A 26,556-nucleotide genomic window follows, 5' to 3' on the forward strand; every position below is an offset into this window, starting at 1 on the left:
GCCTCCCCAGCCGATTCGCTCGTCGCACGCCAGTGCCGAAAGCCGCGAAAGACACATCCCGGAGCATTTACTCCCGTCCCGCCAATCCCCCACCGATGACAGAGGGCGAACTCGAGTCGGACGCCGACAATCCCTACCTGAGAGACCCGCCGACGGAGTTCACGCCGGTCGACGAACTCACCTACGAGGAAGCCGAGACGCAGGCCGAACGCCTCCGCGAGGCCATCCACGAACACGACCGGCGGTACTACGTCGAGGCCGACCCCCTCGTCGCCGACCGGACGTACGACGTGCTGTTCGGTCGGCTCCGGACGCTGGAGGAGGCGTTCGACCTCGTCACCACCGACTCGCCGACCCAGCGCGTCGGGGGCGAACCGGTCGACGAACTCGCGACAGTGAGACACGTCGCGCCGATGCTCTCCATCGACCAGTCCGTCGAGGAGGAGGACGTCCGCGCGTTCGACCGCCGCGTCCGCGACGCGGTGAGCGAGGTCACGTACGTCTGCGAGCCGAAGTTCGACGGCCTCTCCGTCGAAGTCGTCTACGAGGGCGGCCGCTTCGAGCGAGCCGCAACGAGAGGCGACGGACAGGAGGGCGACGACGTGACGGCGCAGGTGCGGACCATCCGGTCGGTGCCGCTTCGGCTCCGCGGCGACCCGCCGGAGACGCTGGCGGTCCGCGGCGAGGTGTACATGCCCCGCGACGCCTTCACGCGGCACAACCGTGAGCGGGTCGAATCGGGCGAGGAGCCGTTCGCCAACCCACGCAACGCCGCCGCGGGGACGCTCCGCCAACTCGACCCCTCCGTGGTGGCGGACCGCCCGCTCGCGTGTTTCTTCTACGACGTGATGGACGCCTCGGACGAGGATAAACCGGGGACGCAGACCGAGGCGCTGGAGCGGTTCGCGGCGTGGGGGCTGCCCGTCGTCGACCGGGTCGACCACGTCGAGGACATCGACGCGGCCATCGAGTATCGCAACGACCTGATGGCCGACCGCGACGACCTGAACTACGAGGTCGACGGCACGGTCATAAAGGTCGACAGCCGGGACGCGCGGGAGGAACTGGGCGCGACGGCCCGCGCCGTCCGGTGGGCGTTCGCCTACAAGTTCCCCGCGCGGCGCGAGGCCACGACCGTCGAGGACATCGTCGTCCAGGTAGGCAGAACGGGACGGCTGACGCCGGTCGCCCTCCTCGACCCGGTCGACGTCGGCGGCGTCACGGTGTCGCGGGCGACGCTGCACAACCCCGACGAAATCGAGACGCTCGGCGTCGACATCGGCGACCGCGTCCGGATCAAGCGCGCGGGGACGTCATCCCACACGTCGACGAGGTGGTCGAGAAGCGCTCGGAGGGGGTGTTCGCGTTCCCCGACAGCTGTCCCGTCTGCGGCAGTCCGGTCGAGCGCGACGGGCCGCTCGCGTTCTGCTCGGGGGGACTGGCCTGCGAAGCACAACTGGAGCGCGCCGTCGAACACTACGGCTCGCGGAAGGGCCTCGACATCGAGGGGCTGGGAGGCGAGCGCGTCGCCCAACTCGTCGACGAGGGGCTCGTCGACGGGTTGGCGGACCTCTACCGGCTCTCAGTCGACGACCTCGCCGAACTTGAGGGGTGGGGCGAGCGCAGCGCCGAGAAGCTCCTCGCCGAGATAGACGACGCGCGCGAACCCCCCCTCGACGCGTTCCTCGCGGCGCTCGGCATCCCCGAGGTCGGCGAGTCGACGGCGCGGAACGTCGCCCGGGAGTTCGGCTCGGTCGACGCCCTGCCGCTCGACGGCGACGCCGACTTCGACGCGTTCGAGGAGCGACTCCAGACCGTGCCGGACGTGGGGCCCACGGTCGCACATCGGGTGAGAGAGTTCTTCGAGAGCCGGGAGAACCGCGTCGCCCTCGACGACCTCCTGGACGAGGTCGACCCCCAGGACGTCGAACGCGAGGAGGGCGACGCGCCGCTGGCGGGGCTGACGTTCGTCTTCACCGGGTCGCTCTCGATTCCCCGTTCGGACGCGAGCGACCTCGTCGAGCGACACGGCGGTCGGGCGACCTCGTCGGTGAGTTCCAACACCTCCTACCTCGTCGTCGGCGACTCGCCGGGACAGAACAAGCGCGACGACGCCGAGGCGAACGACGTGCCCGAACTCTCGGAGGGGGAGTTCGAGACCGTTCTCGGGGAGTACGACGTCGAGTACCCGCCCGGGTGACCCTCGAACGGTCGCCCGCGACCGTCGCGCGGGGCGTTCGTGGTTAAGGCACCTAATATAATCTATCGGATATTGCACAAAGCCTTATATTCACTGCCGACCCGGAGTGAATCGATGGCAACGAAACAGCAGCCGACGTCCGACGCGTACCGCTGTCCGGTCTGCAGCGGTACCCTCGCGTGCGTCAGTGGCTCGTGGGGCTGTACCGACTGTCGGTACGTCCCAACTCACGGCGCGGACTGACCCTCCAGTCGACGAGACGGCGGAAGAGACAGAGAACCGACCCCGATCAGAGGTCCTGATCGCGGAAGCTCCAGTAGCCGAGCACGGGCGGGACGACGATCCACGCCAGGAGCACGGCGAAGATGAACGGTCCCGTGAGGTAGACGGGGAGCGACTCCTGCAGGACGGGCGCGGCCTGCGCCTGCGTGAAAAAGCCCTCCTTGACCAACCGAGCCTGCACCGGGTCGCCGAAGTACACCTCCGCGACCAGCGTCTCGTACGCTCGGAGCGGGTTGAGGTACTTGACGAGGAGACGAAGCTTCACCGTGAGCGCCGTCGAGAGCGGGTCCGCTCCCGGCACCCGCTTGGCGATTTCGGTGAGCAACTGGGGGAAGCCGCGGGCGACGAACGACCACAGGAGCGCGAAGAGGAAGTACATCCCGAGCGTTCCGAGAGTCGCTTGTCGACCCGAGTCCGCGGAGGCGGAGACGCCGACGCCGATAGAGACGAACGCGACGGCCAAGAGCGCGGTGAGCGCGACCTGCGGGAAGAAGTGCCCGGGGATGATTCTGGTCCCCGTCGCCAAGAGCGCGACGAGCGCGATGAGGAAGCCGACGAGCGCCGGGATGACGACGACAGCGCTCCGACCGGCTATCTTCCCGGCGATGACGTCGCGGCGGGCGTGCGGGAGCGACAGGAGGAGCTTCAGTGTGCCCGACTCGCGCTCGTCGATGATCGCGCCGTAGGAGGTGATGAGCGCGATGAACGCGAGCGCGAAGGCGAGAAAGCCCGTGTACGAGAAGGAGAGAAAGCCCGAGGCGAACAGCCCGAACAGCGAGTCGGAGGTGGCCTCGGGACCGCCGAGGTACGCGTAGAAGAGGCTCGTCGTCCCGCCGAAGAAGAGCAGGAAGAACGCGGAGAGCCCCCAGAGCCACCGCGAGCGGACGGCGTCCTCGAAGTCCTTCTGGGCGACGGCCTGCCAACTCATGTGCGCACCCCCGTGTCGGCGTCCGTCTCTTCGGCCCGAGGTTCGACTCGGTCCTCGTCAGAGACGGCCGATCCGTCGGTGTAGCTGAGGAAGAGGTCTTCGAGCGAGGCCTCCTCGGTCTTGAAGTCCTCGACCGTCACCCCGGCGGATTCGAGCGCGCTGATGACGCGGGTCTTCGCGTCGCTCGAACAGGAGACGGTGAGCGTCTCGCCCGAGAGTTCGGCGCTGTCGACCCCGTCGAGGTCGCGGACGGTCCCGACCGCGCCGTCGACTGCTCCCCCGACAGTGACGACGAGGCGGGTGTCGCCGCCGCGCGCGTCGCGCAGTCCCTCGATGCTGTCCTGTGCGACGAGTTCGCCGCCGCGGAGGATGCCGACGCGGTCACAGACGGCTTCGACCTGCCCGAGGACGTGCGACGAGAAGAAGACGGTCGTCCCTCGGTCGGCCTCGTCGCGGACGATGTCGCGCATCTCCTTCGCGCCCGCGGGGTCCAGCCCCGAGGACGGTTCGTCGAGGATGAGCAGGTCGGGGTTACCCACCAGCGCCATCCCGAGGACGAGTCGCTGGCGCATCCCCTTCGAGTACTCGTCGGCGCGACGGTCGGCGGCGTCGGCGATGCCGACCCGGTCGAGGACGGAGTCGACGTCGACCTCGACGCCCTTCGAGCGGGCGGCGAACTCGACGTGTTTCCGCCCGGTGAGCCGGGTGTACACGTCGTAGCCTTCGGGGAGGACGCCGGTCCGTCGGCGGACGGCGACGCTGTCTTCTTGGGCGTCCATCCCCAGGACCCGAACGCGTCCGGAGGAGGGCCTGACGAAGTCCAAGAGCATGTTGATCGTCGTCGACTTCCCCGCGCCGTTGGGGCCGAGGAAACCGTACACCTCGCCCTCTTCGACCTGGAGGGAGAGGTCGCGGACGGCGGTGACGTCGCCGAACCGCTTCGTCACCCCGTCGAGTTCGATGGCGGCCATGGGAGGGCCTTGTCCCACCACGGAATAAAGGGTTTAGGTCCCGCTATCAGCGCTGACCCTGGGTCGGGTGCCCGCGCGTCACCGGTCAGACCTCCTCGTCGGGGTCGTACCGGTCGCGCATCCGGGCGGCCTCGGTCGCGTAGCGTTCTCTCTCCTCGCCGTCGACGGGAGCGAGTTGCGTCGGATCGGCGTCGATGGCGGCGGTGATGCGCGTCCCGCGCTGGTGCATCACGGTCGCCGCGATCTCCTTGCGGAGCGCCCGCTCGCCGTCGGGAGTCGCGTAGACGAGCGTGATGAGATTGCGGTCGTCGTACGAGCGCTCGACAAGCCACGCGCGGACGGTGTCCGCGTCGGCCGCGTCGGAAGCGGAGGAGTCGCCGTCGGTCATACCGGCCGTTCGGGACGCGGGGTTTTACAGGCTGTCATGTTCGGTGTGGACGCCGGGGCCGAAGCGGCCGACCGCTGTGACAGGGTCGGTCACTAGTGCTCGTGTCAGCGGCTGCGATTTACCGACACACTTTGGCTGGCACTTAATATCTTGGCCGTACATCGGTAGCACTGATGGGGGAGAATGCCGACAGTGGGGGACCCACAGGAGTACTGACGAACAGAAGGCGCCAGCTAGTGCTCAGCCAGTTACAGGAACACGAGTCGATGGCACTCCGCGACCTCGCAGAGCAGATCGCGGTCAGCGACCTCCAGACCGACATCGAGTCGCTCAGCGAGGAGGCCATCGACGAGGTGGAAATCGCGCTCCACCACGTCCACACGCCCAAACTGGCCGATGCGGGCTACGTCGAGTACGACTCGCACAACCAGGTCATCTCGTTGACCGACGCCGGGCGCCGCAAGTCCATCGAGAACGAGTGCGACCACGTCGGACCGCAGTCGTCTAGCCGTATCTCGGTCAACCTCCGCCCGGAGACGGTCGACTTGCTCCACGGAATCATCCGCCGAGACGACCGGTTCGACGCACGGATGGACTACGACGACGTCATCTCCGTGGTCCTCTCGGACGCCCGCATCGAGCGGGAGAGCGAGGAAGAAGCACAGTAACGTAACCGGACTGCACCGTTTTTCGCCGACTCGACCGGGAGCGGAGCGTAACGCCGCCCAGAGAGCGGACACACCGGAACATGCCGGACACGCCGGACACGCCGGACGCGCTCCGACAGCGAGTCGACGCGAAACCTCAAAGCCCGTCCGTCGACTAGCGGGCGGCGTGGAACCGAACGAGGTTCGAGCGCGTGCGGACGACCTGCCGCGGAGTCCCGGAGTGTACCAGTTCCTCTCGGGTGACACCACGCTGTACGTCGGGAAGGCGGTCGACCTCAGGGACCGAGTGCGGTCGTACGCCGACCCGCGGGGCGAGCGCATCCGGCGGATGGTCGCCGCGGCGGAGACGGTCGACGTCGCCGTCACGGACACCGAGACGCAGGCGCTCTTACTCGAAGCGAACCTCATCAAGCGCCATCAGCCGCGGTACAACGTCCGGCTGAAGGACGACAAGTCCTACCCGCTCGTCCAACTCACGGACCACTCCGTCCCACGCATCGAGGTGACGCGCGACCCCGAACCGGGCGCGACGGTGTTCGGTCCCTACACCGACAAGGGTCGGGTCGAGACCGTCGTAAAGGCCATCCGCGAGACGTACGGCCTCCGGGGCTGTTCCGACCACAAGTACAGCGGCCGCGACCGCCCGTGTCTCGATTACGAGATGGGACTCTGTTCGGCACCGTGTACCGGTGAGATCAGCGAGGAGCGGTATCGAGAGGACGTCGAGTCGGCGGTGCGGTTCTTCGAGGGCGAGACCGGCGTGCTCGCCGACCCCCTCTCCCGGGAGATGGAGGCCGCGGCGCAGGGCCAGGAGTTCGAGCGGGCGGCGCACCTCCGCGACCGACTGTCGGTGGTCGAGTCGTTCCACGGCGGCGGCGAGGAGGCCGTCAGTAGCCGCCGTGACGAGCGGACCGTCGACGTCCTCGGCGCGAGCGTCGAAGGCGACCGGGCGGTCGTCGCCCGCCTCCACGCGGAGCGCGGCCAACTCGTCGACCGGTCTCGACATCGACTCGACGCGCCCGAGGGGAGCGACGCGGCCGCCGCGGCGCTGTTCAGCGCGTTCCTCCCGCAGTACTACGCCGAGCGCGACCTGCCCGACGTCGTTCTCCTCTCCGAGCGGCCGGACGACGAGGACGTGATCGCCTGGCTCGAAACCGAGGGCGTCTCCGTTCGCGTCCCGGGGAGCGGCCGGGAGGCGAAACTGGTCGAACTCGCGCTGAAGAACGCCCGTCGGACCGACGGCGAACCGGACAGCGTCGGCGAACTCGCCGCGGCGCTCTCTCTCTCGCGCCCGGAGCGCATCGAGGGGTTCGACGTGAGCCACGCGCAGGGCCGGGCCGTCGTCGGCAGCGACGTCTGCTTCGTCGGCGGCGACTCCGACACCAGTTCGTACCGGCGAAAGAAGCTCTCGGAGGGCAACGACGACTACCTCCACATGCGCGAACTCGTCGAGTGGCGCGCTCGCCGCGCCGTCGAGGGACGGGACGACCGACCCGACCCCGACCTGCTCCTCGTCGACGGCGGGCGCGGACAACTGGACGCCGCCCGCGCCGCGCTCGACGAGGTGGGATGGGACGTTCCGGTGGTCGCGCTCGCGAAGGAGGAGGAGGTGGTCGTGACCACCGAGCGGACGTACGACTGGCCGCCCGACCACCCCGGACTCCACCTCCTCCAGCGCGTCCGCGACGAGGCGCACCGCTTCGCGGTCCAGTACCACCAGACCCTCCGCGACGACGTCTCGACCGTCCTCGACGACATCGACGGCGTCGGACCGGCCACGCGCCGAAAGCTCCTCCGGCGGTTCGGCAGCGTCGACGCCGTCCGAGCGGCCTCGGTGGAGGACCTCACCGACGTGCCCGGCGTGGGTGAGAAGACGGCGCGGACGCTCAAAGAGCGGCTCTAGCCGGTCGGGGGCGACAGTCGGTCGTGATCGAGAAGTAACCACGCCGCGAGCAGCGCCCACGGCACCACGACGAGCAGTCCCGTCACCGTCGGGCCGAGGAGGAGCGAGTCGGTGGAGCGCGAGAAGAGCAGGCCGACCCCGCCGACGGCGTTGATGGCCCCGTGACCGAGCGCGGCGGGCCAGACGCTCTCGGACCAGAGCGTCACCCACGCGAGGAACGTCCCCGTCGCCGTCGTCATCGCGACCATCGCGAGCATCCCCGTCCAGGGCGCGCCGGGGTAGCCGAACCCGTAGTTGTAGCCCATCGCGATGATCGGCCAGTGCCAGACCCCCCAGACGACACCCACGAGGACGACGGCGGGACGCGTCCCGAACGGGAGCAGTTTCGGGAGGAGGTAGCCGCGCCAACCGAACTCCTCGCCGACCGCGAAGACGGTGTTGATGGCCGGGCCGACGGTGAGTGCCGCGACGAGTTGAATCCCGACGACGAGTTCGGGCGACAGCGGCGCGTCGGGGGGAGCACCGACCGAAGAGTCGAAAAGGTCGGGTCGACCCGCGAGGGGAAGACGAGGAAGTAACAGCCGACGCCGACGAGCGTGAGCGCGGCGGGGGCGAACCACGCGAGGAGGTACGGTCGGAGGGCGGCCGGGAGGTTCGGCCGGAGTACCGCCCTGGCCCCGGCGAACCCCTCACCCGTCAGGAGGCGCGTCAGACCGTGAGCGACCGCGGGGGCGAACATGTAGCCCGTCGCGAGGAGGACCGTCGCGAGCGAGAAACCGGCGACGAGCGGTGGACTGTCGCGGAGACCACCGGAGAGAGCGATGACGCCGCTCACCGCCCAGGCGATGCCGAACGCCAGGAGCGAGAAGAGCAGGACGCGACGGCGCTCGAACCGAGCGGAGGGGGCGAACGGCGTGTTGGTGTCGAGCGAGGACGGGGAGGACATGGACACGATGAGACGCGTCTGCAGCGGTGAAAAACGTGGGTGTGGTGAGGAGTCGTCGCGGCGTGGCGGCGCTCAGAGGTCGGCCGTGGTCTTCTCGTACTGCGTCGAGAGCTTCTCGGAGGCCTCCTCTAAGAGACCGACCTCGTAATCGTCGAGGTCCCACTCGACGACTTCCTCGACGCCGTTCGAGCCGAGTTTGAGGGGAACGCCGAACGCGGTGTCCGACTGTCCGAACTCGCCGTCGAGTTTGATCGAACCGGGGAGGACGGCCCCCGTGTCCCGGAGGACGGCCTCGGTCATGTGGGCGACGCCCGTCGCCGGACCCCACTCCGTGGCCCCTTTCCGGGAGATGACGTCCATCGCCGACTCCTGGAGGTCCGAGAGGATTTCCTCCTTCTCGTCGTCCGAAAAGGAGGGGTCCGCGCCGTCGACGCGGACCTTCGAGAAGACGGGGACCTGCGCGTCGCCGTGTTCGCCCAGGATGGTTGCCTCGACGTTCTGGACGGGCACGTCGAAGCGCTCGGAGAGGACGTAGCGGAAGCGTGCGGAGTCGAGCCGTCCGCCGAATCCGATTACCTTCTCGGGGGCGCGGTCGCCGACCTCGTAGAGGTGCCGATTCAGGAGGTCGACGGGGTTCGACGTCGTGATGGAGACGAAGTCGTCGTTGTGTTCGGCGAGCGAGTCGTGGATGTCCTGCATGATGGGCGCGTTGTCACCCGCGAGGTCGATGCGGGTCTGACCCTCTTTGCGGGGGATGCCCGCCGTGATGACGACGACGTCGGAGCCTGCGGTGGCCTCGTAGCCGCCCTGGACGACGCGCGTGTTCGAGTCGTAGGCGATGCCGTGGTTCGTGTCGGCGGCCTGGCCGACAGTTTTGTCCTCCATCTTCGGGATGTCGACGAGAACGAGTTCGTCGCAGATGTCCCGAAGCGCGATGTTGTACCCGGCCGCCGCGCCGACGGTCCCGGCGGCGCCAACCACGCTAACTTTCGTCATACCGTTTCGAAACCGTGCGGGATTCCGATTAAACGCTTCGGAACGCCCGAACGGGCCGGACGAGCGAGGACGACCGGTCGCTGCCCAGCGCGTCCGCCTCCGCGTCCCCGGTGGGTTTTTCGACGCGAGTCGCATGGGTTGACCTATGAGCGACTTCGACAAGGAGGCGGAGCGACAGAAACTCCGCGAGAAGTTCGACCGAGACAAGCAAAAGCGCAAGGAGACCGAACGGATGAGCCAACTCCTCCTGCAGGGGGCGACGATGACGAACCGCCACTGCGACACGTGTGGCGACCCGCTCTTCCGCTACCAGGGACAGGAGTTCTGTGCGACCTGTGAGGGGAGGGCACAGGAGGCCGACGAACAGGCACAGGCACAGGCGCAGACGGAGTCCGACGCGAAGCCCGCGACGACGGACGAGACGGCCGCCGCGGCGGAGGCCGCCGAGGGGACCGGAGCGGCCGACCCCACGACGAACGAGCGTGCGCTCGACGCGGACGCCGCGGGACATCCCACAGGACAGGGAGGCGGTGGGTACGGAGACGACGCCGAATCGATGGTGGAAACCGCCGCGGGCACGAGCGGGCACGCGGGCACAGGCGCGGACAGGGATACGACGAACACGGGTGCAAGGACGGCGGAAACGAGGACGGGAACGGGACGCACGACGTCGACCGGTTCGGCGTCGGTGGGCGGCGACGCGCTCGCCGACGCGCGCGCGTCGCTGGTTCGGACGCTGACCCACCACGCACAGCAGGCCGAGGCGGCCGACGGCCCGCGGCGGGCGACGGACCACCTGAGCGCGGCGCGTGAGGCCGCCGAGGCGCTCGCCGCGCTCGAACGGGGGCGGTGATGGACGTCCTCGTCCCCGTCGACGGAAGCGACCCGAGTTTCCGCGCGCTCGACTTCGGGCTCGACTTCGCGGGGCGGTTCGACGCCTCCCTCCACGTCGTCCACTTCTCCAACCAGGAGACCGAAGCCACGGAGACGATTCTGGAGCGTGCGCGAGCGCGCGTCGGGGCGTCGGAACTCACCGACGTTCCGACGGTGGAACTCGTCGACCTCGACATCTGGACCGACGCGGGCGTGGGGAAGGCCATCGTGGACTACACGCGCGACGAGGGGTACGACCACGTCGTGATGGGTCATCACGGCTCCGGTGCGGTCAAACGCGTTATCCTCGGGAGCGCCGCCGAGGCCGTGGTCCGGGCCAACGAACTCCCGGTGACGGTCGTCCCCTAGTCCGTGCCGCTCTCGGCCGACGGGTCGTTCTCGTCGTCCCCGTCGGCTCCGTCCTCGTCCCCGCTCTCGTCGTACGCGTAGTCGCTCCCGATAACCTCGCGTATCCGCTCGGCGGTCTTTGCACCGACGCCGCGAACCTCCTGTAACTCCTCTTCGCTCGCCGTCATCACGGCCTCGACGCTCCCGAAGTGTGCGAGCAGCGACTGGGCCGTGACGGGGCCGACGTCCGCGATGGCGCCGACGACGTACTCCTGCTGCTCGTCGAGCGTCTTCGCCGCCTTCTCGCCGTGGACGCTCACGGTCCGGTCGCGCTCGGTCTGTTCGCGGGAGGCGAGGGTGGCGAGCAGTTCCGTCGTGTCCGTCTCGTCTCTGGTGTGCAGGACGCTCACGCCGAAGTCCACCGCGAGCGAGGCGATGGCCCCCCGAATGGCGCTCGGGTGGATGTTCCGCTCCTCGTACAGTCCGTCGCCCTCGATGATCACCACCGGACGGGCGTAGTGTCGGGACATGTCCCGCGCCTGCCCGAACAGCGAGCGGTCCTTCCCAGTGAGCGTGTCGAGGAAGTCCGAGACGGTCTTGCGCTCGACGACGACGCGGTCCGAGCAGACGTAGTCGCCGACGGCGAGCGTCTCCAGCCGCGTTCGAATCCCCTCGCGCGTGGAGAGGTCGCGGGCGATGGTCGAGTCGAGTTCGCGCTGGTCGACGACGAGTTCGACGACGTCCTCGCCCTCGGAGTCGGCGGTTGCGACGGTGCCCTCCTGAGCGTCATCGGCGGCGGAGTCGTCGCCCGTGGCGCCCGGACCCGCGTCAGCGTCCGTCTCTCCGGCACCGTCGTGCTCCCCGGCCGACGACGCGAAGTCGGTGAGCGACGAGTCGCGGGCGCTCCCGCCGTTGGCGGCCGGCGTCGACTGCTCGGCCGACGCCTGTGTGGCGGTCGGCGTCGCGTCGGCGTCTCCGTCGTCCTCGGCGTTCCCGTCGCCGTCCGCATCGCCGTGTCCGTGTCCGCCTCCGCTGCTCTGGCCCTCCCCTTCGAACGCTTCGAGCGTCGTCTCCGCCAGTTCGCGTTCGAGTTCGTCGGCGACGCCCTTCAGGTCGCGGAGTTCGTCTTCCATCTCCCGCTCTCGTCGCCGAGAGATCCAGAAGAACGCCTCGTCGCGCGTGTCCTCGGCGAGGAGGACGACGACGCGCCCTTCGGCCTGCCGTCCGGTCCGGCCCTTGCGCTGGATGGAGCGGATGGCCGTCGGGACGGGTTCGAAAAAGAGCACGAGGTCGACTTCGGGCACGTCGAGGCCCTCCTCCGCGACCGAGGTGGAGACGAGCACCTCGAACTCGCCGGCGCGAAAGTCGTCGAGCGTCTCCTGCTGTTCTTTCTGACTCATCCCCTCCGAGCCGTCCGTGTCCGATTGGCCGACGAACTTCCGCACGTGGAACGACTCGGCGAGGAAGTCGACGAGCGCCTCGGCCGTGTCGCGCGATTCGGTGAAGACGATGACGCGCTCGCCGCCGCCGATTCCCAGCGTCTCCGCGAGGAGGATGCGCGTTTGGGAGAACTTCGGGTGGATGCCGTCGTACGACTCCGCCTCGCGCATCGCCTTTCGCACCTTCGGCTCGGAGACGAGTCGCTGGCTCGCCTTCGACGCGCCGGAGGAGCGGGCGGCGTTGCGCTGGCGCTCGAAGTATCTCCGTACCGATTCCACGGACTGGGTCTCGACGAGTTCGACCGCTCGGCGGAGCTTCATCACCTCCGCGTGGATGGACATCCCCTGGTAGCCCTCGGACTTCCCGGCGTTGATGAGCTTCTGCAACTCGGCGCGCATCCCGTTGAGTTCCTTCTGGGAGAGGTCCGGCGACGTCTTCCTCGTCACGCCCAGTTCCTTCAGTTTCTCCAGGCGGTCGGAGATGACGTCGTTGAGCAGGTCGCGGATTTCGAGCACCTGATCGGGGAGTTCGATCCGTTTCCACTCCACCTCGGTGTCGTGGGTGTAGTCGGCGACGTCCGCGTCCTCGTCGGTCATCACCTCGACGTTCGAGAGGCCGAGGTTCTCACACACCTGGAGGATGGCCTCCTTGTCGCCGCCTGGAGACGCGGACATCCCCGTCACCAGGGGGTGGGAGGCGTCCGCGAGGTAGCGCTCGGCGATGTAGACATACGAGTAGTCGCCGGTCGCGCGGTGGCACTCGTCGAAGGTGAGATGTGTCACCCCGTCGAGCGAGATGCGGTTGCCGATGAGGTCGTTCTCGACCACCTGTGGGGTGGCGATGACGATTCGGGCGTCCTCCCAGAGGGCGGCGCGGTCGTCGGGGCGGACCTCGCCGGTGAAGACGACGATGTCGTCGTCGGGAATCGAGAGCGCCTCGCGGTAGAAGTCGGCGTGCTGTTGGACGAGCGGCTTCGTCGGCGCGAGCATCAGCGACCTCCCGCCGAGTTCGTGGAGGCGTTCGGCCGTCACCAGGAGCGAGACGGTCGTCTTGCCCAGTCCGGTGGGGAGACAGACGAGCGTGTGCTCGTCCATCGCGGCGCTCGCGAGGCTGAGCTGGTACCGGCGCTGTTCGATGAACGACGGGGAGAGCAGCGGGTGGTCGACGTACGCGTCCTCGGACGTGGCCGCCATCGCTCTCAGTTGCGCGCCTCGTCGGTTAAGCGTTGGCGAACCGCGGTGAAAGTGAAACGGCGGGCGGGCGAACTCACTGGCCGTTCGACGACCCGTCGGCGTCGGCCCAGCGACCGGCGGCGTCTCCGGTCTGCCCCGCGGCGAGCGAGGCGGAGTCGGAACCATCGCCGTCGCGGACCACGTCCGGAACGGAGTCACCGACGAGTTCGGCCCACTCGGCGACGTGGGACGGACGTGTCTGGGGAGTCATGGTGGCTTCAGGAGAGGGATTCTCGAACCGAGCATATAACCGTTGTGTCCACTCTCACCGACCGGGAAGAAAGTGTTCGAACCCTCACCAGACGCCCTGCACGCGGTCCATCCAGGTGACGACGACGACGTGCGGGAGCGTGAGCGCGGCGATGCCGACGAGGTACAGCGCGAGCAACGCGTCGGCCTCGGCCAGCCCCGTCGGCGAGGACGGCACCGCGAGCGCCAGGCCGACGAAGAGGAGGAGCGAAACGGCCGTCAGCGGGGCGGCGTCGCGGGCGAAGCGCCAGAACGCGGAACCGGCGTCACCGCTCGCGAGCGCACGCTGTGCGCCGGGGTCGACGACGAGGAGGCGGGCGATGTGTCGGAGCGCGTGCCAGAGGGTGAAGTAGAGGCCGACGGCGAGGACGGGAGGGAGGAGCGCGAAGAAGACCCAGAGGAGGACGAGTTCGCCGCCGTCGGCAAGCCAGGGGCGGGTCGCCGCGCCCCGGCGGACGCGCCACGCGCCGAGCGCGACAACGAGCAGCGAACACGCGAGGAGGCCGCCGCCGGCGACGAGGCGTGCCGTCGGCGTGAAGAACGGGGACAGGGAACCGGTCGGCCCGTCGAAGAGCGCGACGAACGCGGCCACGACACGGCGGTACGCGGTCGGGTGGAAAGCGAGCGGGGCGAGCATCGGCAGGCCGCCGCGAACGAGCAGTGAGAGCGCACGCTCGACGCGAGTGGGGAGGTGCTCGGCGTCGAGGAGCGCGAGCAAGGCGTAGACGTCGCCCTGGCCCCAGTGGAACCAGGTGAGGAGGACGAAGAAGACGGCCGCCGAGACGGGCGCGACGAACCACCACGCGAGGTACGCACCGCCGGCGACGAGGTACAGGAGGCCGACGACGACCATCGAGCGGACCGCGTCGCCACCGGCGGTACGAGCGGGTGCGAGGTGGTCGACCGCGCCGTGCGGGAGGCCGAAGACGAGGACGCTGACGACGAACGGGAGGTAGCGAACCGCGGGAGGGAGCACCCCCAAAACCGGGACGAGGAGGACGGCCGCGCCCAGCGCGAGCCACGAGGGACGGAGCACGGCCGACGAGAGCGTCCGGCGAATCGGCGGGGAGAGCGACTCGAGAGCGGTTCGGCTCGGTCGCGGGGAACTCATCGACTTCGGTCGGGGGACGCGTCCTGTCGGGTCGGTTCCTGCGGCGAGACGCGGGTCGGGGCGGGGTCCCTCTCGGCCTCGTCGACCGGGTCGCGGTCGAGCGTCTCCGTGTCGCCCTCGTCGTCCAGGGTGAGCCGTCCCCAGCGGTGCATCACCCACTCGAAGAGCACCAGCCCCTGGACGACGAGGAGGTTCGTCACGAGGAAGAACGCGGCCTCCTCGAACGGGAGCCCGAGGATATCGATACCGAGCGTCTGGGTGTCCGAGATGGTCCACACGCCGAGACCGATAGCGACCCGGTCAGCGAACCAGAGGTAGAGCGTGGGAACGGCGACGGCGACCGGCCACTCGTGGCGCCGGCGGACGAGGTAGCCGCCGCCGACGGCCCACTGGAGCGCCAGGAGGGGACAGGCCCACACCAGAATGGCCCCGAGGTAGTAGCCCGACGTGGTGGTGAGGAGCACACCGCCGAGCGCGCTCAGCGCGAGGAACCCGACGCCGCCGGCCAGGCGAGGCGGGAGCCGGGTGTCGCTCGGTTCGAACGCGGGCGAGAAGCCCATCGTGTAGAGGAACAGCCCCGAAAGCACCGGCTGGAGGACGAAGAAGAGGTACTCTTCGAGCGGAGCGGAGCCGATGTAGGCGACGACCGTCCCCTCGCCGTACCACCAGACGCCCTGGTCGATGAGGAAGTTGTCCCAGGGAGTGGTGTAGACGAGCGCGAGGAGCGTGATGCCGACGAGGCCGGTGAGCGCCACGCGGCGACGTCCCGACGGGAGCGACGGCGCGGCGCGGAGGAGCAACAAGAGGGGAGGGAGGATGAACACCAGGTGGAAGCCGAGGTAGGTGAGCCTCATTCGCCACGGGGGGAAGGCGCCGGGCGGGTGGTCGCCGGACGGGTGGTCGTCATCGCTCGACGAGAGGGTAGGACCCGACGGGGATGAAGCTCACGGCCGCCGCCGTGTCGGGGGTGGTATTTCAACGTTCTGGCCGGTAGAGGCGCTCTCGGGCGCCGATATTCGCATTTTTCTCTCGATCCGCCATCAAATATAAGTCGAGTTCATCCTTAGCCGCGTTCGGGTATGGCACAACCAGGCGCAGGCCTCGAATCGATAGCGCTGTGGATCGGCACGATCGGGATGACACTCGGCACCCTGTACTTCGTCGCACAGGGATGGTCCGTGCGTGACCCCGACCAGCAAGAGTACTACATCATCACCATCTTCATCCCCGCCATCGCGGCGGCGTCGTACTTCTCGATGGCCACGGGGTTCGGCCTCATCGAGGTGTCGGTCGACGGGCTCGGAACGCTCGACATCTACTGGGCCCGGTACGCCGACTGGCTGTTCACGACGCCGCTGTTGTTGCTCGACCTCGCGCTGTTGGCGGGCGCGGACAGGAACACGATATACACCCTCATCGGGCTGGACGTGTTCATGATCGGAACGGGTCTCGCGGGCGCGCTGGCCACCGAAGGACAACTGTTCCGCATCCTCTGGTGGGCGATCAGTACGGGCGCGCTGCTCGTACTCTTGTACTTCCTGCTCGGCACGCTGTCGGAGCAGGCCAGCCAGCAGTCCGGCGACGTCGGTGCGCTGTTCAGCCGGCTCAGAAACCTGATACTGGTCCTCTGGTCGGCGTATCCGGTCGTCTGGATACTCGGCACGGAGGGTGGTTTCGCCATCGTCCCGCTGGGCATCGAAACGGCGGCGTTCATGGTGCTCGACCTGGCGGCGAAGGTCGGCTTCGGGTTCATCCTGTTGCAGAGCCGTGACGTCCTCAGCGCGGCGAAGCCGACGGGCGCGTCGGCGACGGCGGACTGACTCGAACCGAACGGAGACCACGGACGGTCGCGGCCCGGTTTTTTCGACGCCGTCGCCCCGAGAGCAGCAGCGACGGGGCGCCCGGTTCGGCTTCGGACGGCCGGCAGCGACAACGGCCCTCGTCAGACGATCTGTTCGCCGTCGTCGTCGAACAGTTTGATGGCGTCGACGGGGCAGACGCGGGCGGCGTACTCGGCGTCGAACTCGGCGTCGTCGGGTACCTCGCGGACGAAGACGCCGTCGTCTCGCTCCTCGCTCCCTTCCAGGTCCGCTTTCCCGTCGTCGAGGTTCTTCTGGAACGCCTCCCACTCGTCGACGCACTGGAACATCCCGATGCAGGTGTCGCGGTCGTACTCGATGTGCATGGCTCGGGGTAGACTGGCGGGGGGTTTAGACGTGGCGCCCGACGGGGCTGCGGTTCACCGCGCCGTGTCTCACGTGGTTTCCCTCGTCTCGACGCGGCTGAAACGACGCCGTTCGTGACCACTGACACCCGAACTCGTGACGCTCACTCCACGGTCGGGACGTTCGCCTCCGCTCACGTCGTCCGGAACGCGCGGTCGCCGGCGTCCCCCAACCCGGGGACGATGTAGCCGTCGTCGTCGAGGTAGTCGTCGATGGCGACGGTGAGCAGGTCGGCGTTCGGGTACTCCTCGTCGACGCGGAGCAGGCCGTCCGGTGCGGACACCGCCGAGAGGACGAACAGGTCCGTCGGCTGTTCGACGGCGTTCGCGAGGACGTGGTCGAGGACGGCACACATCGTGCTCCCGGTTGCGAGCATCGGGTCGGCGACGATGACGGTGTCCTTCGCGCGAATCTCGGGGAGTTTGACGTAGTCGATGGTGATGGGGAACTCGCCCGCGTCGTTCATGCCTGCCTCCTCGTCGCGGCCGGCGGAGATGACGCCCTGCTTCGCCCGGGGGAACGCCTTCAACAGCCCCTCGACGAACGGCGTCGCCGCGCGCAACACGTTGATGATGACGACGTCGTCGAGTCCCTTCACCCGCTCGCCCGTGGTCTCTTGCAGCGGCGTCTCGATGGAGACGTACTCGGTCTCCATCGCCCCGTCGATGATCTCGTAGCCGCAGATGCGGCCGAGTTTCACCAGCCCCTTCCTGAAGGCGACCTGCTCGGTCTCGATGTCCCGCAGGCGAGAGAGGGTGTCCTTCGCCAGCGCGTGCGTGATGAGGTACGCGTTGTCGCGGTCTTCGATAGGCATCGGTCTGTGTGAGGTGCGGTCGGGCACCGATATAAAACGGGGGCATCCCCCCGTACCGGCACCCTGACGGCTCAGAGCACCCGTATCACGATACCCGTCAGCGCCATGAGGACGAGGGCCGCGACGGCGGCGTTCGTGGGCGAAAACGTCGCGAGTCCGACGAAGTCGAGCCCCCAGAGGATGGCCGTCCCGAAGACGGCCGAGAGGACGAGGTTCATCACGAACAGGACGCGCGGGTCTCCCTCCGAGGCCATACGCCTCCCATCCGAGGTCGGACTTATCTTCTTTGCGTTCGCGTCCCACCTGTGAGGTGTGCTTCGGAACCGCGACGGCACGCCGGTCGACCCCGTCCCTTTCCTGGTGGTGGCGAGCCTGGGGTTCCTGGTCGCGTTCTCGTTCGGCCCGATTTACGCCGGCGCGGTCGGACTGTCGCTCCCCGTCGGCCTGTCGCTCTCGGCCGGACTGTTCGTCGCCGTCACCGTCGGGGCGTACGTCCGTCTCGTCTGGCACGCCCGCCCCGCGCTCCGCGCGGAGATTCCGCCGGCGACCCGCCTCGCTCGCCTCGTCTACGGCGCACTCTGTCTCGCGCTCCTTATGCTCCTGCTCGCGCTCCCGCTGCTGTGACGCTCACGTCACCCACCCGACGCTCGCCCCGGGTCCGAGCGTTTAACCCTCACCCCCGAAACGTACCCCCATGCGCGAAGTCAGGGTGTCGCGGTTCGTCCGGGCGACGCCGCGCGAACTCCGCCGACACCTGTCGCCGACAACCGTCGTCGAGGCCGAGGACAGCTTCAGCGTCCGGGCGGTCGACGACGTCGACGGGGCGACGCTCGTCACGGCCGGCGGCGGGGGGCTCCAGCTCTCGCTCCGGTTCGAGTCCCGTGAGGACGGCCTCTACTACACGCAGGAGGGACAGGACGGCCCGTTCGAGGCGATGGAGACGTGGGTCACGCTCGCCCGCGAGAACGAGGGGACCCGCCTGACGGCGCGCTCGCGCGTGAGCCTCGGCCTCCCGCTCGCCGCCGTCACCGACCGCGTCGCCGCGTGGAAGCGACGCGGGGAACTGAACCGCGCGCTCGACAACCTCGCCGCCGCCGTCGAGTGACGGACGGCTCGCGACCGAGGAGAACCACAGTCGGTCGCTCCCGGTCGAGACAGACGCTCGTGCGCCCGTGCCACCAGACCACGGGCTGTTTTTCCGACTCGGTTCTGACCGTCGCGTATGGGACTGTTCAGCACCCTCTCCGAGACGCTCAGGGCGTCGACGTCGTCGACCGACCGCGGCGGGAGCGGGGAGCAGTCGAAGGGCGCGTACTGGTGTCACGACTGCTCGGAACGCCTGCTGGACCTCGACGTCGAGGGCGACGAGCCGCCGACGTGCCCCGATTGCGGCGCGGAAATGACGTTCGAGCGGTCGCCCGGGTCGACCGGGTGCGCCTGCTGACCATCGGGGATCACGCCGCCGCTGTCACTCACGCCGCCGCTGTCGCTCACGCCGCGTCGGGCGCAGCCAGCACGACACGCTCGCCCTGCTCGGTCGGGAAGGGGTTCTCCCCCTCCCAGGTGCCGGGGTCGAACGACGCGAACGCCTCGTCGTCGAGGAGGCAGTCGTCGAGTCGAGCACGTAACGACTCCTCGTCGAAGCCCGTCCCGATGAACACCAGTTCGATCCGGCGGTCACCCCAGTCGTCGTCCCACTCCAGGTTCCGGCGATTACGTCGATAGGCGTCCTGCTCGAACTCGGGGCGCGTCGCGACCCACGGCCCCGCGGCTTCGACGTGAACGGAGGGGCCGGCCTGCCCGAGCGCGAGGTTGAGTTCGCGCCCGGCGACCCACAGCGTCCCCTTCGAGCGGACCACGTTCGGGGGCAGGTCCGCGAGCAGGTCCGCGAGACGCCCGGGGTGGAACGGTCGTCGCCGCCGGTAGACGAACGAGGTGACGCCGTACGCCTCCTCCGGGTGGCTGTGGCCCCCGTGGTCGTGGTCGTGACTGTGGTCATCGCCGTGGTCGTGGTCGTGAGCGTGCCCCTCGTGGTCGTGGTCGTCGTGTTCGTCCTCGTCAGCCTCGTGGTCGCCGTCGCCCGCGTCCGCGAGCGCCTGCCGCCACCCTGCCGCCTCCGCCGCGCGCGCCGGGTCGTACAGCCGCCGCCCGAGGAGGCGGTCGGGGTCGACCGTCGAGTACTCCGTCCGGATGATCTCGGCGTCGGGCCGGAGGCCGTGGACGAGTTCCTCGACCGTCGCGAGTTCCTCGTCGGAGACCAGATCGGTCTTGTTCAGGAGGACGACGTTCGCGAGTTCGACCTGCTCGACGAGGAGGTCAGAGAGGGGTCGGGTGTCGTCGTCGGCCGCCCCGCGGCGCGTCGCCTCGCCGGCACCGCCGAAGGCGTCGTAGAACTGGCGGGCGTCGACGACCGTCACCAGCGCGTCGACGACGTACCGCGCCGAGGCGTTACCCCTGGTGAACAGCTTCGCGACGGGACCCGGCTCGGAGATGCCGGACGCCTCCACGACGAGGTGGTCGAAGTCGCGCTCGCGGGCGAGTCGCATCACGGCCCGGTCGAGGTCGCCGCGGAGTTCACAGCAGATACAGCCGTTCGACAGTTCGGTCACCGACCCCGCGGCGTTCGCCGAACGCCCGCTCACGAGTTCCGCGTCGACGTTGATCTCGCCCATGTCGTTGACGAGGACGGCGATGTCGCGGTCGCCGGCGGTGTCGAGGAGGCGGTTCAGGAGCGTCGTCTTCCCCGCACCGAGACTCCCGGAGAGGATGGTCACCGGGATGTCGTCGCTTGCCATACCCCCTGTGCCGTGTCGACGGTCTTGAAACGGACGGTCGCCGCCGGGAGCGGCCGGTCGAAGTTACAACTCGGGCGCGACGCTCCGCTCGAACGCCCGGGCGCCCCGCAGAGCCGTCGCGTCGTCGAACCGCTCCCCCACGAGCATCAGTCCGACCGGGAGGCCGTCGCTGGTGCCGCAGGGGACGGACGTGGCGGGGTGGCCCGTCACGTCGAACGGGGCCGTGTTGGGCAGCATGTTCAGCGCCCGGTCGATGGCTTCCAGTCGCGACATCTCGGGGGCGAGTTCGTGCGCCGTCTGCGGCGTCGTCGGCATCGCCAGGACGTCGACGTCGGCGAGCAGGTCGTCGTACGTGCTCGCCAGTTTTCGACTCAGGTTCTGCGCCTTCGCGTAGTAGTGGCCGCGGTACTCGTCGGCGAGGTACTGGCCGACCACCAGCGTCAGTTTGAGCGTGGTGACGTAGTCGTCCGCCTGCGCGCGTCGGGCGCGGCCGAACGCGTCGGCGAACTGGGTGTCGTAGAATCCCTTGCCGTAGTGGCCGATTCCCTCGCTCCCGACCGTGGCGGCCGTCGCCTCCATGGCGATGGCGTTCCAGATGGGGAGGCCGTCGAGGTGCATCGGCAGCGACACCTCGGTCACCGTCGCGCCGGCGGACTCGAACTCGTCGAGCGCCTCGTGGACCGTCTCGTCGACGCCGTCCTCGCTCTCGTCGTGGCCGAAGCCCTCCGCGAGCACGCCGACGGTGACACCGCTGGGGTCGTCGTCGAGTGCGTCGACGTAGTCGTCGGTCGGCACGACCCCCTGCCGCGGGTCGAGGTCGTCCTTTCCGGCGAGAACGTCGAGGACGCGCGCGCAGTCTTCGACCGACGAGGCCATCGGTCCCGCGTGGTCGAACGACCGGCCGAGGCCGACGATACCGGTGTAGGGAACGAGGCTGTGCGTCGGCTTGTGGCCGACGATGCCGCTCCAGGCGGCGGGAATGCGGATCGACCCGCCCTGGTCGCCGCCGATGGCGACGTCGACCGCACCGGACGCGACCGCGGCCGCGCTCCCGCTCGACGACCCGCCCGCGATGTGGTTCTCGTCGCGGGGGTTCAGAACCGGCCCCGTCGCGGACAGTTCGCCGCTGCCCGAAAAGGCCATGTCCTCCATGTTGAGCTTCCCGGTGATGGTCGCGCCCGCGTCGAGCAGTCGGGTGACGATGGTCGCGTCGGTCGACGGGACGTACCCCTCGAACAGTTTCGACCCGAGCGTCATCTCTACGCCGGCGACCGCGACGTTGTCCTTGACGCCCACCTCGTACCCCGCCAGCGGTCCGCCGTCGGCGCCGCTGACTCGACACTTCGTGACGAACGCGTTGAGCGGGTCCTCCTCGGGGCCGGGTTTGTACCCGGGGTCGCGGTCGGTGTGCTCGATGCGCGGTCTCGGGTCGACGAGTTCGTCGAGCCGTTCGTAGCCGGCGAGGACGCCGGGGACGATGGCCGCGAAGTCCGCGACTTCCTCGTCGGTGAGGTCGATGTGGTGTGCGGCGGCCTTCTCGCGGATTTCCGCCTCTGTCGGCGGCTGGACGTTCGGTGGCTGCTCTGACATGGTACCACACGACATATCAATGTAGCCACACATAAGCACTGCCGTCGGCCGCCCGGTCGTCGGCCCGCGTCCGGTCGCGCGTCGAGAACGGGCGAGGCGACGAGCGACACGTTTTTGCCCGGTCTTTGATGACTGTCGGCGTATGACGCTCGCCGAGCGCATCGACGCCTTCCTCGCCTGGGCCGAACAGTGGGCCCGCGGCCTCTATCACGGGATGGTCGCGCATCCGGCCTACGAGAAGATAGAGAAGGAGGCCGAGGACATCGAGGACACGTTCATGCTGGCGTGTTTTCCCGACGCGTTCGGGATCCCTTCGCCCGTGTCGTACTACACCGCCGAACTCCTCCCGTACCTCGAAGACGAGTTCGAGGCGTGGGAGCGGCGGATGTGGGACCGCGGGAGCCTCCTCGAACGGAAGGGTCAGCAGTATCACTTCTGACCATGCGCGAGTTCGTCTTCTTCGGCGGCAAGGGCGGCGTCGGCAAGACCACCGTGTCGAGCGCCTACGCGCTCAAGTGCGCCCGGGCGGGCGTCGACACGCTCGTCGTCTCGACCGATCCCGCCCACTCGACCTCGGACGTGTTCGACCAGCAGTTCTCCGACGACCCCTCTCCGGTCGAGGGCGTCGACGACCTCCACGCCATGGAGATCGACCCCGAGGAAGAGGTCGAGCGACACCTCATGGAGACCAGGCGAGCGATGGGCGACCAGGTGAGCCCCGCGATGGTCAACGAGATCGACCGACAGATCGAGATGGCACACCAGACGCCCGGCGCCTACGAGTCGGCGCTGTTCGACCGATTCATCGGCGTGATGCGCGAAAACGACTACGAGCGCGTCGTCTTCGACACCTCGCCGACGGGCGGGACGCTCAGACTGCTGTCGCTGCCGGACCTCCTCGAGGGGTGGATCGACCGCCTGATGCACAAGCGAAAGCAGTCGGTGAAGCTGTTCGAGCGCGCCGCCATCGGTAACAACGAGCCCCGGCGGATGATGGAGGGCGACCCCATCATCGCGCGCCTCCAAGAGCGAAAGGAACTGTTCGAGTTCGCGGGCGACGCCCTGCGAAACAGAGCCACCTTCTACCTCGTCGTCAACCCCGACGAACTCTCCATCCGGGAGACGTCGCGCGCCGTCGAGAACCTCCTCGACGCCGGCCTCTCCGTGGAGGGACTCGCCGTGAACAAACTCACCCCCGAACCGGACCCCGACGAGCAGGGGCGCGGGGCGCGATTCCTCCGCGACCGCGTCGAGACCGAGCGCGAGCGCCTCGACACCCTCCGGACCGAGTTCGACCAGCCGCTCGTCGCGGAGATAGAGACGCGGGTCGCCGAGGTGAAGGGGAACCTGCTCGCCGACGTGGCCGACGAACTGTCTATCGACGTCGCCGCCGACCCGGCCGCGTGAGAACGGTGACGGTCTCTCTGTGACCTGCGAACGCGAACGGGGCCGAGCGAGACCGAACCGGCTCCCGTCTCCGTGTTCGACAGTTCGTACCTGGTCGTGTGTGTCAGAAACAAATCCGAAGCTTTAAGTGAGGGATTTATCATGTTCAAAAATGGGGCTCACACATGGTACAAGCTATCACGCTGGTGGTACTGGTGCTGGTCACGTTCAGTATCGGGTATCTGGGCTACTCGAGATATCTCTCGCAGTTCGTCGAACTCGACGACTCCCGGGAAACGCCGGCACACAAGTACGAGGACGGGCAGGAGTACGTTCCATCGAAGAAGCCGGTCCTCTTAGGGCATCACTATTCGAGCATCGCGGGCGGCGCACCCATCGTCGGTCCGATCACCGCGACGGTCGTCTGGGGCTGGGTCCCGGCGTTTCTCTGGGTCGCCATCGGTAACCCGCTGTTCGGCGCCGTTCACGACTTCATGTCGCTCTCGGCGAGTATGCGCCACGAGGGCAAGTCCATCGGGTACATCATCGGCGAGTACGTCGGCGAGCGCGGCAAGAACATGATCCTCTGGTTCGCGTTCCTCACGATCATCCTCGTCGCCGCCGTCTTCGCGCTCGTCATCGCCGTCGTGTTCAACGCGTATCCACAGGCCGCGACGGCGTCGCTCGTCTACATCCTCCTCGCGCTGGTGTTCGGGGTCTACCTCTACCAGCTGAACCTGCCGTTCCTGCCGGGGACGGTCGCGTTCGTCGTGATGGTCTTCGCGGGCGTGTGGGTCGGAACGCTGTTCCCCATCGCGCTGGTGCCCGGCGACTACCCCGCCGGCACGATGGTGCTCTTCTCGCAGGGGTTCCTCCCGCCGGTGCTCGGGAGCGCCAACATCGCGATGTGGATCCCCGTGGTGCTCATCTACGGCTTCGTCGCGAGCGTGCTCCCGGTGTGGGTGCTGCTCCAGCCGCGTGACTTCCTCACGTCGAGCCTGCTGTACGCCGGCGTCGGCGGGACGCTCCTGGCCGTCGTCGTCGGCACGGCCACCGGCGCGGGCCAGCAGCTCACGGTCAGCGTCCCGGCCTACGCGGGCTTCTGGGGCGGCGCGCTCGTCGACACGAGACTCCCGCTGTTCCCCATCCTCTTCGTCACCATCGCGTGTGGGACCATCAGCGGGTTCCACTCGCTCGTCTCCTCGGGGACGACGGCGAAGCAGCTCAACAAGGAGACCGACGCCCGGACCATCGGCTACGGTGGCATGCTCGGCGAGGGGCTCCTCGCGACGGTCGCCATCGTGACGGTCGCCGTCTACGCGGAGGTTCCGACCGGCGGCGGCATCGGCCTCGCCCTGCCGAACTTCGCCTCGGGCGGCGGGCTCATCCTCAACATCGGCTTCGGCATCCCCGAGGCCATCGCCGCGCCGTTCATGGGGCTGGTGCTCGTGAGCTTCCTGCTCACGTCGACCGACACGGCGATCCGTCTCGGTCGGTACATGCTCGAAGAGATCGTCGGCACGCCGGAGACGTCGCTTCAGGAGACCGCGACGAACCGCTACGTCAACGCGGGCCTGCAGGTCGCACCGGCGTACGTCCTCGTCGCCTCCGGCCGGTGGGCCGACCTCTGGCCGCTGTTCGGCGGCGCGAACCAGACGCTCGCGGCGCTCGCGCTGCTCGTCGCGACCATCTGGCTCGCCAACTGGGACGACTCCAAGCAGCTCATCAGCACCGGCGCGCCGATGGCGCTGATGCTCGCCGTCACCACGACCGCGCTGCTGTATCTGGCGTTCTACCAGAACCTCTATCAGAAGTTCCTCAACGACGCGTGGATGGCCGAGGCGACGACCATCGCCATCGCGTCGACGGTCGTCCAGATCGTCATCGCGCTCGTCCTCGTCGGGTTGGCGCTCTCGTTGGCCTACATGGGCATCAACAACGTCCGCAAGGCCCGGTCGACCGGCCCGGCAATCGCCGACGGCGGCGACGCCCGGAGCGACGACTGACGCGTCCGAAGCGACGTTCGGACCGCTCCACGCTCACGCTCGCTGTTCGGCTTCGGTACGTTCGGAGCCGCCCGTCCCTCGCGTTCCCGCCCTACCCGTCGAAGGCGTCGCTCCGACGCGACTCACCCGAACAGGCGTTGTTTGAGTCGCGACACGAACCCCGCGTCCGACTCGATGGGCTCCCAGGTCCGGATGGCGTCGACCACGTCGGCGTTCCGGCTGACGACGAGGTCCTCGTCCTCCGGAGCGACGACGGCCAGGTGTATCTCGTAGTGACCGTTGTAGCCGTATCTGAGGAGGGTCCGTTCCTCGAAGGAGGCGACGCGGTCGCGGACGTCGTCGCTGATCGCGTCGGCGACGGCGACGAACGTGAAGTCGGTGGCGTAGTGTTCCTCGTCGGCATCGACCCACTCGTCGGCCAGCGTGTGGCCGAGGTCGACGAACCGGTCGATGTCGCTCACGCGGACCGGGCCGCGTTCGGTGAGAAAGAGGTGCTCGTACGCGTGCTGGTGCCCGTAGGTGATCGCCGGGTGGAAGAACTGCTTGTGGCTCTCCATGCGGAGTTCGCCCCGGAGCGTGAACGGCTCTCCCCGGACCGTCACGTCCTTTTCGAGGTCGTAGTTGAACATGATTCGATCGGAGACCCGGTCGACGTACTCGTCGTCCCACGCGGGGACGTCCGCGTCGTCGGCGGACTCGGGACCCGCCTCCGCCCCGTCGACGGGGCTCTCCGGAGCATCGGGTTCGTCTACGTCCCCGGTCGAGGCTGTCTCCCCCGCCCGCTCCTCGTCCGTGGTCATCCGTCCGTCTCGCCCTCGGGGTCGTACGCGTGGGCGTCGCCCGAGACGGCCGGCGCGCCGATGGCGACGACCGTGACCCGCCCGTCGGCGTCGGCGGGGTTGTACGCCCGCTGGGGGCTCTTCGGCTCGACGGCGAAGAACGACCCTTCGGGGACGTCGTACGTCTCGTCGGGCGTCTCCACCGCGAGCGTCCCCTCGGCGACGTAGAACAGTTCCTCCTGTTCGTCGTGGTAGTGGTACGCGAGCGGGAGTTGTTCGCCGGGGTCGGCGCTGAATCGGTTGACCGCTACCTGCGACAGCCCGGCCGCCTCCGAGATGCGGCGGAGTTCACAGGGCCGGTCGGGAACGGGTTCGACCTCTGTCGGGTCGACGACGCGGTATCCCATACCCGCTCTGAGTGGGTAA

Annotated in this window: 28 protein-coding genes and 1 pseudogene; 13 read left to right on the forward strand and 16 right to left on the reverse strand. The window is 68.6% G+C overall.

All coding sequences use genetic code 11. From position 1 onward, the window contains the following. Positions 1-95 precede the first annotated feature (95 nt). Together ligA and C2R22_RS27055 are read left to right on the forward strand one after the other, a co-directional pair. Positions 96-2,200, forward strand: a pseudogene (gene ligA, locus C2R22_RS20195) (NAD-dependent DNA ligase LigA). A gap of 114 nt (positions 2,201-2,314) precedes the next feature. Continuing rightward, entirely contained in the window at positions 2,315-2,443 is a 129-nt protein-coding gene (locus C2R22_RS27055) for a hypothetical protein (protein ID WP_281259250.1), read from the forward strand. 46 nt (positions 2,444-2,489) lie between these two features. Here the strand turns inward: C2R22_RS27055 and C2R22_RS20200 are convergent, their stop codons facing one another. The 3 genes from C2R22_RS20200 to C2R22_RS20210 all read right to left on the reverse strand — a co-directional run bounded on the left by C2R22_RS20200 (position 2,490) and on the right by C2R22_RS20210 (position 4,769). Next, entirely contained in the window at positions 2,490-3,410 is a 921-nt protein-coding gene (locus tag C2R22_RS20200) for an ABC transporter permease (RefSeq protein ID WP_103427365.1), read from the reverse strand. Continuing rightward, positions 3,407-4,381 (reverse strand): ABC transporter ATP-binding protein, encoded by a 975-nt coding sequence (locus tag C2R22_RS20205; RefSeq protein WP_103427366.1) that lies wholly within the window; start codon positions 4,379-4,381, stop codon positions 3,407-3,409. The genes C2R22_RS20200 and C2R22_RS20205 overlap by 4 nt, the downstream gene beginning before the upstream one ends. A gap of 85 nt (positions 4,382-4,466) precedes the next feature. Next, entirely contained in the window at positions 4,467-4,769 is a 303-nt protein-coding gene (locus C2R22_RS20210; protein WP_103427367.1) for a hypothetical protein, read from the reverse strand. A gap of 173 nt (positions 4,770-4,942) precedes the next feature. On the opposite strand from C2R22_RS20210, the gene C2R22_RS20215 reads away from it, so the two are divergent. Both C2R22_RS20215 and C2R22_RS20220 read left to right on the forward strand, forming a co-directional pair. Next, on the forward strand, positions 4,943-5,437 hold the full coding sequence (locus C2R22_RS20215; protein ID WP_449329040.1) for a DUF7344 domain-containing protein: 495 nt from the start codon (positions 4,943-4,945) through the stop codon (positions 5,435-5,437). 166 nt (positions 5,438-5,603) lie between these two features. Next, positions 5,604-7,340, forward strand: a complete 1,737-nt coding sequence (locus C2R22_RS20220) for an excinuclease ABC subunit C (protein WP_103427369.1) — start codon at positions 5,604-5,606, stop codon at positions 7,338-7,340. On the opposite strand, the gene C2R22_RS20225 is transcribed toward C2R22_RS20220, so the two are convergent. Together C2R22_RS20225 and mdh are read right to left on the reverse strand one after the other, a co-directional pair. Then, on the reverse strand, positions 7,337-7,960 hold the full coding sequence (locus C2R22_RS20225) for a CPBP family intramembrane glutamic endopeptidase (protein ID WP_245902829.1): 624 nt from the start codon (positions 7,958-7,960) through the stop codon (positions 7,337-7,339). The two genes, C2R22_RS20220 and C2R22_RS20225, sit on opposite strands and share 4 nt — an antisense overlap. 398 nt (positions 7,961-8,358) lie before the next feature. Continuing rightward, positions 8,359-9,282 (reverse strand): malate dehydrogenase, encoded by a 924-nt coding sequence (gene mdh / locus C2R22_RS20230; protein WP_103427370.1) that lies wholly within the window; start codon positions 9,280-9,282, stop codon positions 8,359-8,361. 145 nt (positions 9,283-9,427) lie between these two features. Between mdh and C2R22_RS20235 the strand changes: the two genes are divergently transcribed. Next, entirely contained in the window at positions 9,428-10,135 is a 708-nt protein-coding gene (locus C2R22_RS20235; protein ID WP_103427371.1) for an Sjogren's syndrome/scleroderma autoantigen 1 family protein, read from the forward strand. Continuing rightward, positions 10,135-10,524 (forward strand): universal stress protein, encoded by a 390-nt coding sequence (locus tag C2R22_RS20240; protein ID WP_103427372.1) that lies wholly within the window; start codon positions 10,135-10,137, stop codon positions 10,522-10,524. Before C2R22_RS20235 ends, C2R22_RS20240 begins: the two co-directional genes overlap by 1 nt. Here C2R22_RS20240 and C2R22_RS20245 read toward each other — a convergent pair. The 4 genes from C2R22_RS20245 to C2R22_RS20255 form a co-directional block, all read right to left on the reverse strand. Continuing rightward, positions 10,521-13,136: a DEAD/DEAH box helicase gene (locus tag C2R22_RS20245; RefSeq protein ID WP_103427373.1), complete on the reverse strand. Its 2,616-nt coding sequence runs from the start codon at positions 13,134-13,136 to the stop codon at positions 10,521-10,523. The genes C2R22_RS20240 and C2R22_RS20245 overlap by 4 nt on opposite strands. A 73-nt stretch (positions 13,137-13,209) precedes the next feature. Continuing rightward, positions 13,210-13,386, reverse strand: coding sequence for a hypothetical protein (locus C2R22_RS25305; RefSeq protein WP_162562312.1), 177 nt, complete (start codon positions 13,384-13,386; stop codon positions 13,210-13,212). Between the two features lie 84 nt (positions 13,387-13,470). Then, the gene (locus C2R22_RS20250) at positions 13,471-14,535 is read right to left on the reverse strand and encodes a Brp/Blh family beta-carotene 15,15'-dioxygenase (protein ID WP_103427374.1); all 1,065 of its coding nucleotides are present in this window, start codon (positions 14,533-14,535) and stop codon (positions 13,471-13,473) included. Next, the gene (locus tag C2R22_RS20255; protein ID WP_103427375.1) at positions 14,532-15,389 is read right to left on the reverse strand and encodes a lycopene cyclase domain-containing protein; all 858 of its coding nucleotides are present in this window, start codon (positions 15,387-15,389) and stop codon (positions 14,532-14,534) included. The genes C2R22_RS20250 and C2R22_RS20255 overlap by 4 nt, the downstream gene beginning before the upstream one ends. A 225-nt stretch (positions 15,390-15,614) precedes the next feature. On the opposite strand from C2R22_RS20255, the gene C2R22_RS20260 reads away from it, so the two are divergent. After that, positions 15,615-16,355 (forward strand): bacteriorhodopsin, encoded by a 741-nt coding sequence (locus C2R22_RS20260; protein ID WP_103427376.1) that lies wholly within the window; start codon positions 15,615-15,617, stop codon positions 16,353-16,355. Between the two features lie 122 nt (positions 16,356-16,477). Here C2R22_RS20260 and C2R22_RS20265 read toward each other — a convergent pair whose 3' ends face one another. From C2R22_RS20265 to C2R22_RS20275, 3 genes are all read right to left on the reverse strand, one after another. Beyond that, positions 16,478-16,720 (reverse strand): ferredoxin, encoded by a 243-nt coding sequence (locus C2R22_RS20265; protein WP_103427377.1) that lies wholly within the window; start codon positions 16,718-16,720, stop codon positions 16,478-16,480. 173 nt (positions 16,721-16,893) lie between these two features. Beyond that, entirely contained in the window at positions 16,894-17,574 is a 681-nt protein-coding gene (gene upp / locus C2R22_RS20270) for a uracil phosphoribosyltransferase (protein WP_103427378.1), read from the reverse strand. Between the two features lie 71 nt (positions 17,575-17,645). After that, a complete protein-coding gene (locus C2R22_RS20275) occupies positions 17,646-17,828 on the reverse strand; it encodes a hypothetical protein (protein ID WP_103427379.1) in 183 nt (60 codons plus the stop codon). 58 nt (positions 17,829-17,886) lie between these two features. Here C2R22_RS20275 and C2R22_RS20280 point away from each other — a divergent pair, with 58 nt between their 5' ends. The 3 genes from C2R22_RS20280 (at position 17,887) to C2R22_RS20290 (ending at position 19,018) form a co-directional block, all read left to right on the forward strand. Further along, complete coding sequence (locus C2R22_RS20280) at positions 17,887-18,198, forward strand: hypothetical protein (protein ID WP_103427380.1); 312 nt, start codon at positions 17,887-17,889, stop codon at positions 18,196-18,198. Between the two features lie 70 nt (positions 18,199-18,268). Next, positions 18,269-18,679, forward strand: coding sequence for a polyketide cyclase (locus tag C2R22_RS20285; RefSeq protein WP_103427381.1), 411 nt, complete (start codon positions 18,269-18,271; stop codon positions 18,677-18,679). Between the two features lie 117 nt (positions 18,680-18,796). Next, a complete protein-coding gene (locus C2R22_RS20290) occupies positions 18,797-19,018 on the forward strand; it encodes a hypothetical protein (RefSeq protein WP_103427382.1) in 222 nt (73 codons plus the stop codon). Positions 19,019-19,064: 46 nt separating this feature from the next. On the opposite strand, the gene C2R22_RS20295 is transcribed toward C2R22_RS20290, so the two are convergent. Both C2R22_RS20295 and C2R22_RS20300 read right to left on the reverse strand, forming a co-directional pair. Beyond that, a complete protein-coding gene (locus C2R22_RS20295) occupies positions 19,065-20,369 on the reverse strand; it encodes a CobW family GTP-binding protein (protein ID WP_103427383.1) in 1,305 nt (434 codons plus the stop codon). A gap of 63 nt (positions 20,370-20,432) precedes the next feature. Then, entirely contained in the window at positions 20,433-21,959 is a 1,527-nt protein-coding gene (locus C2R22_RS20300; RefSeq protein WP_103427384.1) for an amidase, read from the reverse strand. 142 nt (positions 21,960-22,101) lie between these two features. On the opposite strand from C2R22_RS20300, the gene C2R22_RS20305 reads away from it, so the two are divergent. The 3 genes from C2R22_RS20305 to C2R22_RS20315 all read left to right on the forward strand — a co-directional run bounded on the left by C2R22_RS20305 (position 22,102) and on the right by C2R22_RS20315 (position 25,351). Beyond that, the gene (locus C2R22_RS20305; RefSeq protein WP_103427385.1) at positions 22,102-22,398 is read left to right on the forward strand and encodes a hypothetical protein; all 297 of its coding nucleotides are present in this window, start codon (positions 22,102-22,104) and stop codon (positions 22,396-22,398) included. Positions 22,399-22,400: 2 nt separating this feature from the next. Further along, positions 22,401-23,366: an ArsA family ATPase gene (locus C2R22_RS20310; protein WP_103427386.1), complete on the forward strand. Its 966-nt coding sequence runs from the start codon at positions 22,401-22,403 to the stop codon at positions 23,364-23,366. 164 nt (positions 23,367-23,530) lie between these two features. Beyond that, positions 23,531-25,351, forward strand: coding sequence for a carbon starvation CstA family protein (locus C2R22_RS20315; RefSeq protein ID WP_103427387.1), 1,821 nt, complete (start codon positions 23,531-23,533; stop codon positions 25,349-25,351). A gap of 122 nt (positions 25,352-25,473) precedes the next feature. On the opposite strand, the gene C2R22_RS20320 is transcribed toward C2R22_RS20315, so the two are convergent. Continuing rightward, positions 25,474-26,151: a hypothetical protein gene (locus C2R22_RS20320; protein WP_103427388.1), complete on the reverse strand. Its 678-nt coding sequence runs from the start codon at positions 26,149-26,151 to the stop codon at positions 25,474-25,476. Continuing rightward, positions 26,148-26,537, reverse strand: coding sequence for a cupin domain-containing protein (locus C2R22_RS20325; protein WP_103427389.1), 390 nt, complete (start codon positions 26,535-26,537; stop codon positions 26,148-26,150). The genes C2R22_RS20320 and C2R22_RS20325 overlap by 4 nt, the downstream gene beginning before the upstream one ends. Positions 26,538-26,556: the final 19 nt, after the last annotated feature.

This window comes from Salinigranum rubrum (assembly GCF_002906575.1).
Lineage (GTDB): Archaea > Halobacteriota > Halobacteria > Halobacteriales > Haloferacaceae > Salinigranum > Salinigranum rubrum.

What these genes read in the sequence shown, in the direction of transcription:
- C2R22_RS20215 (WP_449329040.1), top strand. Translation starts at nt 4,943, where the DNA reads ATGGGGGAGAATGCCGACAGTGGGGGACCCACAGGAGTACTGACGAAC.
- upp (WP_103427378.1), bottom strand. Translation starts at nt 17,574, where the DNA reads ATGCCTATCGAAGACCGCGACAACGCGTACCTCATCACGCACGCGCTG.
- C2R22_RS20205 (WP_103427366.1), bottom strand. Translation starts at nt 4,381, where the DNA reads ATGGCCGCCATCGAACTCGACGGGGTGACGAAGCGGTTCGGCGACGTC.
- C2R22_RS20250 (WP_103427374.1), bottom strand. Translation starts at nt 14,535, where the DNA reads ATGAGTTCCCCGCGACCGAGCCGAACCGCTCTCGAGTCGCTCTCCCCG.
- mdh (WP_103427370.1), bottom strand. Translation starts at nt 9,282, where the DNA reads ATGACGAAAGTTAGCGTGGTTGGCGCCGCCGGGACCGTCGGCGCGGCG.
- C2R22_RS20255 (WP_103427375.1), bottom strand. Translation starts at nt 15,389, where the DNA reads ATGAGGCTCACCTACCTCGGCTTCCACCTGGTGTTCATCCTCCCTCCC.
- C2R22_RS20310 (WP_103427386.1), top strand. Translation starts at nt 22,401, where the DNA reads ATGCGCGAGTTCGTCTTCTTCGGCGGCAAGGGCGGCGTCGGCAAGACC.
- C2R22_RS20300 (WP_103427384.1), bottom strand. Translation starts at nt 21,959, where the DNA reads ATGTCAGAGCAGCCACCGAACGTCCAGCCGCCGACAGAGGCGGAAATC.
- C2R22_RS27055 (WP_281259250.1), top strand. Translation starts at nt 2,315, where the DNA reads ATGGCAACGAAACAGCAGCCGACGTCCGACGCGTACCGCTGTCCGGTC.
- C2R22_RS20295 (WP_103427383.1), bottom strand. Translation starts at nt 20,369, where the DNA reads ATGGCAAGCGACGACATCCCGGTGACCATCCTCTCCGGGAGTCTCGGT.
- C2R22_RS20210 (WP_103427367.1), bottom strand. Translation starts at nt 4,769, where the DNA reads ATGACCGACGGCGACTCCTCCGCTTCCGACGCGGCCGACGCGGACACC.
- C2R22_RS20260 (WP_103427376.1), top strand. Translation starts at nt 15,615, where the DNA reads ATGGCACAACCAGGCGCAGGCCTCGAATCGATAGCGCTGTGGATCGGC.
- C2R22_RS20235 (WP_103427371.1), top strand. Translation starts at nt 9,428, where the DNA reads ATGAGCGACTTCGACAAGGAGGCGGAGCGACAGAAACTCCGCGAGAAG.
- C2R22_RS20240 (WP_103427372.1), top strand. Translation starts at nt 10,135, where the DNA reads ATGGACGTCCTCGTCCCCGTCGACGGAAGCGACCCGAGTTTCCGCGCG.
- C2R22_RS20245 (WP_103427373.1), bottom strand. Translation starts at nt 13,136, where the DNA reads ATGGCGGCCACGTCCGAGGACGCGTACGTCGACCACCCGCTGCTCTCC.
- C2R22_RS20265 (WP_103427377.1), bottom strand. Translation starts at nt 16,720, where the DNA reads ATGCACATCGAGTACGACCGCGACACCTGCATCGGGATGTTCCAGTGC.
- C2R22_RS20275 (WP_103427379.1), bottom strand. Translation starts at nt 17,828, where the DNA reads ATGGCCTCGGAGGGAGACCCGCGCGTCCTGTTCGTGATGAACCTCGTC.
- C2R22_RS20200 (WP_103427365.1), bottom strand. Translation starts at nt 3,410, where the DNA reads ATGAGTTGGCAGGCCGTCGCCCAGAAGGACTTCGAGGACGCCGTCCGC.
- C2R22_RS20320 (WP_103427388.1), bottom strand. Translation starts at nt 26,151, where the DNA reads ATGACCACGGACGAGGAGCGGGCGGGGGAGACAGCCTCGACCGGGGAC.
- C2R22_RS20285 (WP_103427381.1), top strand. Translation starts at nt 18,269, where the DNA reads ATGCGCGAAGTCAGGGTGTCGCGGTTCGTCCGGGCGACGCCGCGCGAA.
- C2R22_RS25305 (WP_162562312.1), bottom strand. Translation starts at nt 13,386, where the DNA reads ATGACTCCCCAGACACGTCCGTCCCACGTCGCCGAGTGGGCCGAACTC.
- C2R22_RS20305 (WP_103427385.1), top strand. Translation starts at nt 22,102, where the DNA reads ATGACGCTCGCCGAGCGCATCGACGCCTTCCTCGCCTGGGCCGAACAG.
- C2R22_RS20325 (WP_103427389.1), bottom strand. Translation starts at nt 26,537, where the DNA reads ATGGGATACCGCGTCGTCGACCCGACAGAGGTCGAACCCGTTCCCGAC.
- C2R22_RS20290 (WP_103427382.1), top strand. Translation starts at nt 18,797, where the DNA reads ATGGGACTGTTCAGCACCCTCTCCGAGACGCTCAGGGCGTCGACGTCG.
- C2R22_RS20315 (WP_103427387.1), top strand. Translation starts at nt 23,531, where the DNA reads ATGGTACAAGCTATCACGCTGGTGGTACTGGTGCTGGTCACGTTCAGT.